Genomic DNA, 8,412 nt, shown 5'->3' on the forward strand with positions numbered 1-8,412 from the left:
CCTCCCTCGCGCCATCAGAGATGTGTATAAGAGACAGGCTTCGCGGCTTCGGTCGCGGGGGCGGTGGGGGCGGGGCTCGGGGTCGGCGCGGCGGCCTGGGTGGCCCGCACCGGCGGCGGCGCGTCCTGCGCCCCCTCGGCGGTCCCGGGCTCGCACCCCGTCGCCAGGGCGGCCAGCGCGACGAGGGAGACGGCAGTGACGCGACGCCCCTGGGGCCTTCCGCCCCCACGCCGCTCGGCGGTCATGTCCGGTCCCGGCCCCGGTATCGCTGCCGTCGCCCGCGCCCCGCCCGGGCCCCACGCTCCCCGGCCGTCCCACCCGCTGTTCGTGTCCGCCATGTTCGGTCCCCCTGGCTCACCCGCCGGCCCGGTGCCTCCTGTACGGAATTCCCGTCCGGCCCGGTCACCGAATCCTCCGTCGGACGCCGGTCGCGCGTCCAGACCCCCGAGGGGTCGCCCGGTGGATCATGGCCGGTCCGGCCCTCCGCGCCCCTCCCTCTCCCGGGCGCCGCCGGACGGCCGATATCGCCTGGTGAAACCCTCTGGACGGCGACCCGTACGGGCGTGCGAGACTCCGTCCATGCTGGGTGTCACCGATCTTCCGACCTATCTCGCCGGTCTGGCGCTGATCGTTCTTCTGCCGGGGCCGAACTCGCTGTACGTGCTCTCCGTCGCCGCCCGGCGCGGCGTGCGCACCGGCTATACGGCCGCCGCGGGTGTCTGGACCGGGGACGCCATCCTGATGACGCTCTCCGCGCTCGGCGCCGCGTCCCTGCTCCAGACCACGCCCCTGCTCTTCGCGATCGTCAAGTACGCGGGCGCGGCCTATCTGACCTGGATGGCCATCGGGATGCTGCGGGCGGCCGTGTCCCTGTGGCGCGAGCGGCACCGGCGTACCGCCGAGCTGGTGGAGACGGTCGACACGGTGGAGACGGCCGGGACGGCCGGGGCTCCCGGGGCGACAGCCCCCGTGGAGAGGCCCTACCGCCGGGCGCTGGTGGTCAGCCTGATCAACCCGAAGGCGATCCTGTTCCTGATCTCCTTCTTCGTCCAGTTCGTCGACCCGGGCTATGCCTATCCGGCGCTGTCGTTCCTGGTGCTGGGCACGCTGCTCCAGCTCGCCAGCTTCGCGTACCTCTCGGTGCTGATCTTCGGCGGCACCCGCCTGGCCGCCGCCTTCCGTCGCCGTAAGCGACTGTCGGCGGGGGCCACTTCGGCGGCGGGCGTCCTGTTCCTCGGGTTCGCGGCCAAGCTCTCGCTGAGCAGCGTGTAACGCACACAGAGGGAAGAGCCGGGCACGCCCTCAGCGGTGTCAGGTGCTCTCAGCGGTGCCGGGCCCGCAGTGGTGCCGGGCCCTCGGCGCTGTCAGGTGCCCTCAGTGGTGCCAGGCCTTTCCCCCGACGTTGTGGATCATCCGCTGCAGCACCTTCAGCGCGGCGACGAACTCCGCCTCGGGTATGCCCTCGTGGATCTCCGCGCTCGCCCGCGAGACCCGGGCGTACGCCTTCTCGCGCAGCGCCCGACCCTCGGGGGGCATCCGCAGCCCGGCCCCGGAGTCCTCGGTGACCAGCCCCCGTTCGAGGAGGCTCTCGACCGCCTCCTCCATGCCGTCCGCCCCGGTGTCGAGGTAGCCGCTGAGCATGGTGACCAGCTCGGCCCGGCCCCGGCCCTCCTCGCCCGCCGTGTCCAGTTGGTTGAGCACCCACCAGGGAGGCTGGGTGAGTCCGTGCTCGGCCAGCGCGGACCGGATGTGGGTGACCGTCGCCTCGTGCGCGGCCCAGCTCCAGTATCCGATCGGCTGGCGTGCGAGTCCCGCGTCGTCGTGTGAGTAGTCCATGCCTCAGAACGTAGAACCTCAAGGAAGATTGAGGTCAAGTCCCTCGCGCAGTGCGTTCTCCGGCGCCCGTGCCCGGTCACCCCACGGACGCGCAGAGTTCACCCGCTGTCGTGGCGGGCGTCACCCGATCCTTCCGCCGTCTCACTAGGTTGTCGGGACCATGATCGAAGGCGAGGGCACGCGTGCCGAAACTGTCCGTTGTCGTACCGCTCCACAATGTCGCGCCCTACGCTCCGACCACGCTGGGCAGCCTGGCCCGCAACGCGGACCCGGACATCGAGTTCCTGCTGGTCGATGACGCGTCCACCGACGGAACGCAGGACATCGTCGACCACTGGGCCGAGCGGCTGCCGCGCGCACGGGTGATCAGGCACGGTACGAACGTCGGCATCGCGGCCGCCCGCAACAGCGGCATCGACGCCGCCGAGGGCGACTACCTCACGTTCCTCGACGGCGACGACTGGTACGCCCCCGGCCATCTGGACCGGCTGGTGCGCGCCGCCCAGGATCTCGACTGCGACTTCGCCCGCACCGACCACGTCCAGTCCACCGGCACCACCCGCGTCGTGCGGCGCGCCCCCGCCCCCCTCCGGGACACCCTGCTCGACCCCCGCGAGGGGATAGGGGTACCCGAGCGGGAGACCATGGTCGACTACCCGTTCGTCTGGGCCGGGATCTACCACCGGCGGCTCTTCGCGGACGGCGCCCAGCGCTTCGCCACCGAACTGCGCACCGCCGAGGACCGGCTGTGGATCTGGCAGCTCCATCTGCGCGCCCGCACCTACGCGGCGCTCGGGCTGTACGGCATCTTCTACCGGCGCGGGGTCACCACCTCCCTGACCCAGATCAAGGACGCCCGCCAGCTCGACTTCTTCCCCGCCTACGACACGCTGCTCGACCAGCTGCGTACGGACCGGGACGCGAAGACCCTGCTGCCCAAGGCCGTCCGCACCTACTGCGCGATGATCGCCTTCCACAACGAGAAGGCCGGCGACTACGAGCCCGCCACCGCCCGGCGGCTGCGCTCCGAGTCGGCCGCCGCGCTGCACCGGATGCCGCAGGACGTGCTCGACCGCACCCTGACGATGATCGACGACAAGCGCGGCACGCTGCTCAGCCGTCTGCGCACCAAGCAGAAGGCCGCCTGACCCATGCCTGTACCGCAGCCCGCACCGCAGCCCGTACCCACGCCCGCGCACCGGCCCGTGCGCACCCAGATCTTCCAGGTGTCCACGCTGTACGGGGCGGCCACCCTGGCCGCCGCACTCGACGCCGGACAGTTCGGCCGGGCCCTCGACAGCCACCGCGTCCTGCTGGTCTCCAACAACGCGGCCGTCCCCGAAACGGCCCTGCGCCTGGAGGAGATGCGCGGTTACGGGTCCATCGCCGCCCGCTTCGACGCCGTCGTCGACTGGAACGAGGCGATCAGCCCGCACCACCCCAGCGGCTGGGGCCCCCGCTCCGAGGAGACCGTCCTGTGGCAGCGGGCCTTCCGCCTGGCCTGGGACATCGCCCCCGACGCCCCCGTCGACCTGGCCGTGGAGTCCATCCAGGTCAACCCGGCCCGCGCACTGGCCGCGATCTTCTCCGAGAGCGCCGTGCACGTCTACGCCGACGGTCTGATGAGCTACGGCCCCACCCGCAACCGGCTGCCCCAGTCCATCGCCTGCCGCATCCGGCGCGTCCTCCACCTCGACCTGGTCACCGGGCTGCGCCCGCTCCTCCTCGCCGAGGCCGGCGTCGAACCCGAACTCGTCCCCGACGACGCCTTCCGCGCCGTCCTCTCCGAGATCGCCGCCGCGGCCGACGGGGACAAGAAGCTCGCCGCCGCCGAAGCCGCCGCCCCCACCGCGATGCTGCTCGGCCAGTACCTCGCCGCCCTCAACATCCTCACCCCGGAGGAGGAAGAGGACCTGCACGTGCGGATGTTGCGCGGAGCCGTACGCGCCGGGCACACCTCCATCCTCTTCAAGCCGCACCCCACCGCCCCGGCCGGCTACTCCCGCGCCCTGGACGAGGCCGCCGCCGAGGCCGGCGTACGGCTCACCACCCTGGACGGTCCGCTGCTCGCCGAGACGCTGTACGAACGGTGCGCGCCCACCCTGGTCGTCGGCTGCTTCTCCACCGCGATGTTCACCGCCGCCGCCTACTACGGCATCCCCGTCGCCCGCGTCGGCACCCGCCTGGTCCTCGACCGCATCACCCCGTACGAGAACAGCAACCGCGTCCCGCTGACGATCACCGACCACCTCGTGCCCGACCTGGACGCGGAGGGCGCCGGGACCATCCCCCTGCTGCCGCGCACCGCGCCGGACACCCTCGCCCCGCTGGTGCGGACCGTCGGCTACTGCATGCAGGCCAAGCTCAACCCCGGGCTGCGCCCCGACGCCGAGGCCTGGCTGCGGGAGCGGCTCGACCCCACGACCCAGCACTACTTCAAACGCCGCCGCCTGCAGAGCCTCACCCTGCCCGGCGGTGGCCCCCGGGGAGCGGCGGTCCGGCTGCGCCGCACCGTGCGGCGCACCCGGAGCACCCTGGGCCTCTGACCCGGGGCCGGGGGCGTGGCCCCCGGCCGGCGTCCGACTCACAGAACGGCGGAACGAGCATGGGCCAGACCCTCACCGGGCTGCTCACGTCAGTACGTGCGATAGCGGGACGGCCGGCGACGCCGGACCGGGGACGCCCCGGTGGCGGACCGGACCAGGCCCTCCTGGCCGCCCTGCGGCTCTGCGGCGACCACCTGGCCGCCCTCGCCGCCGCCGGCCCCCTCACCGACGCCCGCCGCACCCGGCTCATCGCGTCGATCGGCGCCCTGACCACCGCGTGCTCCACCCCGGGCGCCGACGCGTTCGACGCGCTGCTGCGGACCGGACAGCAGGCCCTGGACAGCGGCGGCGAGGCCGAGGCCCGCCTCGCCCTGGCCCTCGCCGACGAGGCGACCGCCCTGCGCAGCCGCTCCAAGGGCGCCTGGCGGCTGCGCGGCAACGCCCTGGACGCGCTCGGCCGGGGCGAGGAGGCGATCGCCGCGTACGAACGCCACCTCGCGCTCCAGCAGAACACCGCCGCCTCCCGCGACGTCGAACGCCGGATCGCCGCCCTCCGCGCCGCGGGGGACCGCATCGACGAGGCGCTGGCGCTGTTCCGGGCGGGGGCCGATACGGAGGCGTCCGGCGCGGTTACGGAGGCATCCGGCGCCGCCGTCCGCCTGTCGCGCCACCTGCCCGCCGCCGAGGCCCGCGCCGCCTTCACCGACCTCGTCCGGCTCCGTACCGCCGAACGCGGGGCCGCCGACCCGGCGGTGCGCCGGCTCGTCGCGCTCTACGCCGAGCACCGCCGGCTCTCGGACCGCGACCCGATGGCGGACCCTCTGCTGGGCGGGGCCGAGCCCATCGGCGTACCCGGGCTGCGCCGGCTCGTCGCGGGCCGGACGGTGTGCCTGGTCGCCGACACGCCGCGCACCGCCGAGCAGGAGCAGCGGCCCGGCAGCCCGCTGGCCGCCCTGATCGAGGGCTACGACCTCGTCGTGCGCTGCGACGAACCGCGCCACACCGCCCCGGCCGCCCGCACCGACCTGCACGCCTGCACCCTGCGCGGCGACGCCCCGTGGAAGGGCCCCCGCTGGGACCGACGGGCGGGCGTCCGGCTGGTCTTCGGCGACCCGCTCCCGCACTGGCGGCTCGCCCTGCGCAGCCGGCTCGTCCCGGGCGCGCAGGACCGCGTCGGCGATGCCTCGCTGCGCCGCCCGCTGCACGATCCGGCGCTGCTCGGCGAGGAGCCCGGCGGCGCGGGACCCGCGAGCACCGCGTACACCGTGCTGCGGCTCCTCGACTTCCTGGGCACCCCCGCCCGGGTGGACCTCATCGGGTTCGAAGGGCCGGCCGCCCTGCCCCCGCGCGAACGGGAATGGGTCGGGACACGGACCGCGAGCACGGACGACACCGCGGTGAGGATCACCCTGCGATGACACACCCCGACCCCGCGACGACGCCCGGCTCCGCGCCCGCCGCCCGTGCCGAGTCCGTGGCGGCAGCCGATTCCGTCACGGCGACGACGCCCGACTCCGTGGCGGCGGCCGATTCCGTCACCGTCGCCGCCGCCGGGACCGAGTCCACGAAGACGGCCGACTCCGCCACGGCGACCGCCACCGCATCCGCCGACGACCGCCGTGCCGTCACCGGAAAGCGCCGGATCGCCTTCGCCGTGCACGTCGCCGGCGCGGACGACCTGCCCGGGCTCCACACCCTCCTGCGCAGCCTCGCGCTGACCAACCCGGCGCTCTGCGAGGACCTTGTCGTCCTGCACCCCGGTCTGCCGGACACCGCCTTCGACGCCGCCCGCCGGCTGCACCCCCGGCTGATCCCGCGCCCGGCCGCCGGACGCGACGACGTGTTCCGCCTCGACGGGTACGACACCGTGGTCGCCCTCACCCCCGCCATGGTCGTCCTCGGCCGCCTCGACCCCCTGCTGAGACTCCGTACGGGCGTGGCCGCCGTCCCGCCGCGCCCCGGACCCGACCGCGCCCCGGACCCGCGCGGCGGTGTCCCCGACGACGGGCTGCTGGTGATCCAGCGCCAGGACCTCGGTCCGGTGCCGCCCGCCGCGAAGGACATCCCGGCAGACCTCCTCGTACCCCTGGACTCCCGTGACGACTTCCGGGCGTGGCGGCTCCAGGACGATCTGCCGGTCCCCGAGGACGTCGTCGTCCTGAACTTCGCCGACGCCCCCGCGACCCGTACCGGCCTCGCCCCCGCCCACGCCGCCAGGGACCGCTTCGACGTGGACCACGAGGCGTTCCGGGCCGCCTACCTCGCCCTCCCGGGCCCCCAACACCCCGACCTGCTGCTGCACCTCGCGCTCCCGTTCCCCGACCGGCCCCGGCCGCCGATCGACCTGGTCCGGCAGCTCGCCGAGATCCACCGGGGGCGCGGCCACCACGACCGGGCCGTCGCCCTGCTGGGCGAGGCCGTCGCGGGCCGTCCCGACCTGCCGCGCTGCCACGAGACGCTCGGCGTCTGCCTGATGGCGCTGTCCCGGTACGAGGAGGCCGAGACGCACCTGCTGCTGGCGACCGCCTCACCGGACTTCGCGCCCCGGGCCTTCGGCCAACTGGCCCGGCTGGCCTGGCTGCTGGGCCGCACCCAGGACGCCCGGGGCTATGCGCTCGCGGGGCTGGAGGCCGACCCGACCGACGCCAACTGCCGCGCCTGGTACTCCCGTACGTCCGAGATGGCCGCAGCGGAGCGGAAGCCCGTCAGCACCCGGCCCGGCGAACAGCTCGCCCATGTGGCCCTGTTCGCCGACGGCGAGGAGAACGCGGGTGACAAGGTGCTGCCCGAGGCGGTCCGCAGCTGCTTCACCGCCGACACCGGCCCGGACCGCTGGCACCAGCACCACGCCCACCTGCTCGTCGACGAGGCCGCCCTCGAACACCTCAACGCCCGGCGGGCGGTGATCGTCGGCGGCGGCGGGCTCTTCCTCCCCGACACCGCGCCCAACGGCAACAGCGGCTGGCAGTGGAACATCCCCGATGACGTCCTCGCCCGGATCACCACCCCGCTGGCGGTCTTCGCCGTCGGCTACAACGTCTTCGACGGCCAGCGCTACCGCCGCGAGCGGTTCGCGGCGTCCCTGCGGGCCCTGGTCGAACGGTCCGCGTTCTTCGGGCTGCGCAACCACGGCTCCGTCGCCCGCGTCAGGGAACTGCTGCCCGCGTCGCTCCGCGAGAAGGTGCAATACCAGCCCTGCCCCACCACGGTCGCCCGCCACCTCGACCCCCGTCTCGCCGAACCGGCGGCGCGCGAGGACACCGTGCTCGTCAACTGCGCCTACGACCGGGCCGGGCTCCGCTTCGGCCACGACTACGGGCACTTCCTCGCGGAGATGGCCGCGGCGATCCGGGCCGTGTCCGCGTCGGCGGAGGTCCGTTACGCCGCGCACATGCCCGCCGACGAACGCTTCGTCGACGACCTGCGCCGGGAGCACGGCCTCACCCTCCCCGTGGAACCGCTGTACCTGCTCTCCAACGACGCCATCCGGGACCTCTACCGGCGCACCCGGCTGGTGATCGGGATGCGCGGGCACGCCGGGATGATCCCCTTCGGCTGCGGCACCCCCGTCATCAGCCTGGTCTCGCACCCCAAGCTGGCCTACTTCCTGGCCGACATCGACCGGCCGGACTGGGGCGTCTCCGTCCACGAGCGCGCCCTCGGCGCCCGGCTCGCGGAACGGGCCCGCGCGGTGCTGGCCGACCACCCGGCGGCGGTGGCCGACGTCCACGACCGGCAGCGGGCGCTGTGGTCGGTGACCCGGGACAACCTCGCCCGGCTGCGTGAACTCACCGGCCTGCCGGACCCGTTCGGCGATCCGGGCGCCGGTCTTCCGGGCCCGTCCGGGACCCGGGGCGCGGGCCCCGTGTTCCCCGCGCCCCGGTCCGCCGCCGAGGACCACGTCACCCGCCCCCGGGCACCGCGCGTGACGCCCGGACCCACCCCGCCCACCCCCTGAGGACCATGCCGACCACACCCCCCGCCCCCGCCCCGGCGCCGACGGTCCCGGAGCTGTCTCTTATACACATCT

Annotated in this window: 7 protein-coding genes; 5 read left to right on the forward strand and 2 right to left on the reverse strand. The window is 74.5% G+C overall.

Annotated features, from left to right (window positions below; all coding sequences use genetic code 11):
• Positions 1 to 14: 14 nt before the first annotated feature.
• Complete coding sequence (locus CR470_RS40865; RefSeq protein ID WP_257138996.1) at positions 15 to 338, reverse strand: hypothetical protein; 324 nt, start codon at positions 336 to 338, stop codon at positions 15 to 17.
• A 241-nt stretch (positions 339 to 579) separates the two neighbouring features.
• Here CR470_RS40865 and leuE point away from each other — a divergent pair, with 241 nt between their 5' ends.
• Positions 580 to 1,272 carry a leucine efflux protein LeuE gene (gene leuE / locus CR470_RS33060; RefSeq protein WP_097871143.1) on the forward strand — a complete coding sequence of 231 codons (693 nt, stop codon included), beginning with the start codon at positions 580 to 582 and terminating at the stop codon, positions 1,270 to 1,272.
• Positions 1,273 to 1,374: 102 nt separating this feature from the next.
• On the opposite strand, the gene CR470_RS33065 is transcribed toward leuE, so the two are convergent.
• Positions 1,375 to 1,836 carry a MarR family winged helix-turn-helix transcriptional regulator gene (locus tag CR470_RS33065; protein ID WP_097871144.1) on the reverse strand — a complete coding sequence of 154 codons (462 nt, stop codon included), beginning with the start codon at positions 1,834 to 1,836 and terminating at the stop codon, positions 1,375 to 1,377.
• A gap of 182 nt (positions 1,837 to 2,018) precedes the next feature.
• Between CR470_RS33065 and CR470_RS33070 the strand changes: the two genes are divergently transcribed.
• The 4 genes from CR470_RS33070 to CR470_RS33085 are packed head-to-tail and all read left to right on the forward strand — an operon-like array spanning position 2,019 to position 8,340.
• A complete protein-coding gene (locus tag CR470_RS33070; protein WP_097871145.1) occupies positions 2,019 to 2,984 on the forward strand; it encodes a glycosyltransferase family 2 protein in 966 nt (321 codons plus the stop codon).
• A 3-nt stretch (positions 2,985 to 2,987) separates the two neighbouring features.
• Positions 2,988 to 4,382, forward strand: coding sequence for a polysialyltransferase family glycosyltransferase (locus tag CR470_RS33075; protein ID WP_097871146.1), 1,395 nt, complete (start codon positions 2,988 to 2,990; stop codon positions 4,380 to 4,382).
• Between the two features lie 59 nt (positions 4,383 to 4,441).
• Complete coding sequence (locus tag CR470_RS33080; RefSeq protein WP_097871147.1) at positions 4,442 to 5,800, forward strand: tetratricopeptide repeat protein; 1,359 nt, start codon at positions 4,442 to 4,444, stop codon at positions 5,798 to 5,800.
• Positions 5,797 to 8,340, forward strand: a complete 2,544-nt coding sequence (locus CR470_RS33085) for a polysaccharide pyruvyl transferase family protein (RefSeq protein ID WP_097871148.1) — start codon at positions 5,797 to 5,799, stop codon at positions 8,338 to 8,340. The genes CR470_RS33080 and CR470_RS33085 overlap by 4 nt, the downstream gene beginning before the upstream one ends.
• The last annotated feature ends 72 nt before the right edge of the window (positions 8,341 to 8,412 follow it).

The organism is Streptomyces sp. rh34 (genome assembly GCF_002551245.1).
GTDB lineage: Bacteria > Actinomycetota > Actinomycetes > Streptomycetales > Streptomycetaceae > Streptomyces.

Bases quoted from the DNA above. Each gene is read 5' to 3' on its own strand.
- CR470_RS33075 (WP_097871146.1), top strand. From the start codon at position 2,988: ATGCCTGTACCGCAGCCCGCACCGCAGCCCGTACCCACGCCCGCGCAC.
- leuE (WP_097871143.1), top strand. From the start codon at position 580: ATGCTGGGTGTCACCGATCTTCCGACCTATCTCGCCGGTCTGGCGCTG.
- CR470_RS33085 (WP_097871148.1), top strand. From the start codon at position 5,797: ATGACACACCCCGACCCCGCGACGACGCCCGGCTCCGCGCCCGCCGCC.
- CR470_RS33065 (WP_097871144.1), bottom strand. From the start codon at position 1,836: ATGGACTACTCACACGACGACGCGGGACTCGCACGCCAGCCGATCGGA.
- CR470_RS33080 (WP_097871147.1), top strand. From the start codon at position 4,442: ATGGGCCAGACCCTCACCGGGCTGCTCACGTCAGTACGTGCGATAGCG.
- CR470_RS40865 (WP_257138996.1), bottom strand. From the start codon at position 338: ATGGCGGACACGAACAGCGGGTGGGACGGCCGGGGAGCGTGGGGCCCG.